Genomic DNA, 1,143 nt, shown 5'->3' on the forward strand with positions numbered 1-1,143 from the left:
GGCGACCACCGATTGTCGCGCGAGGATGATATCGCGCTGCTGATCCGCGCGGTAGAAGACGTGGTGCCGTGACGGCGAGAGGCGAACGATGAAGTATCTCCATACGATGATCCGGGTCAGCGATCCCGTTGCGACCATTGCCTTTTTCGAACTTCTGGGCCTGCGCGAGGTGCGGCGGATCGAGAATGAGAAGGGGCGGTTCACGCTGATCTTCCTGGCGGCGGACGAGGATATGGCCGCACCCGCCGAGCGTGCCCGCGCCGAGGTGGAATTGACCCACAATTGGGACCCCGAGGAATATGCCGGCGGGCGCAATTTCGGGCATCTGGCGTATCGCGTGGAGGATATCTACGCCACCTGCCAGCGGCTGGTCGACGCCGGGCATATCATCCACCGCCCCCCGCGCGACGGGCATATGGCGTTCGTGAAGACCCCGGACGGCATCTCGATCGAGTTGCTGCAGGACGGGGTTCTGGAGCCGGCGGAACCGTGGGTGTCGATGCCGAACACGGGGACATGGTGATATGACGCTGGAGATCGCGCGTGTCCCGGTGCTGTCGGATAACTACAGCTGGCTTGTCCGGGAGCCGCAGACGGGCGCGGTGATGGTGGTGGATCCGGGGGAAGCGGCGCCGGTGCTGGCGGCCGCGACGGCGCGCGAGTGGCACATCGGGGCGGTGTGGCTGACGCACTGGCACCCCGATCACGTCGGTGGCGCCGCCGGGGTGAAGACGGCGACGGGCGCGCGGATCATCGGCCCGGAGGCGGAACGCGCGAAGATTCCGGCGCTGGAAGAGGGCGTTGGCGAGGGCGATACGGTGGAACTGGGCGCACAGCGCGCGCGCGTGATGGCCGTTCCGGGGCATACGGCGGGGCATATCGCGTTCCATTTTGACGGTGCGGACGCCATTTTCACCGGCGATACGCTGTTTTCGATGGGGTGCGGGCGGCTGTTCGAGGGCGATGCGACGCAGATGTTCGCGAACATGCAGCGATTCGCGACGCTGGATGACGCCACGAACGTCTATTGCGGGCACGAATATACGCAGTCGAACGGGCGTTTTGCGCTGTCGGTGGACCCCGACAACGCCGCATTGATCGCGCGGATGCGCGACGTCGACGCGCTGCGCGCCGCGGGCGAGG

Annotated in this window: 2 protein-coding genes; both read left to right on the plus strand. The window is 66.5% G+C overall.

The window, feature by feature from the left end; all coding sequences use genetic code 11:
- Positions 1-88: 88 nt before the first annotated feature.
- Entirely contained in the window at positions 89-523 is a 435-nt protein-coding gene (locus AX685_RS04400; RefSeq protein ID WP_066485819.1) for a VOC family protein, read from the plus strand.
- 1 nt (position 524) lies between these two features.
- On the plus strand, positions 525-1,143 hold a 619-nt coding region (gene gloB / locus AX685_RS04405), incomplete at its 3' end, for a hydroxyacylglutathione hydrolase (protein WP_066485821.1).

The organism is Sphingomonas sp. CCH9-F2 (assembly GCF_001556735.1).
Lineage (GTDB): Bacteria > Pseudomonadota > Alphaproteobacteria > Sphingomonadales > Sphingomonadaceae > Sphingomonas > Sphingomonas ginsenosidimutans.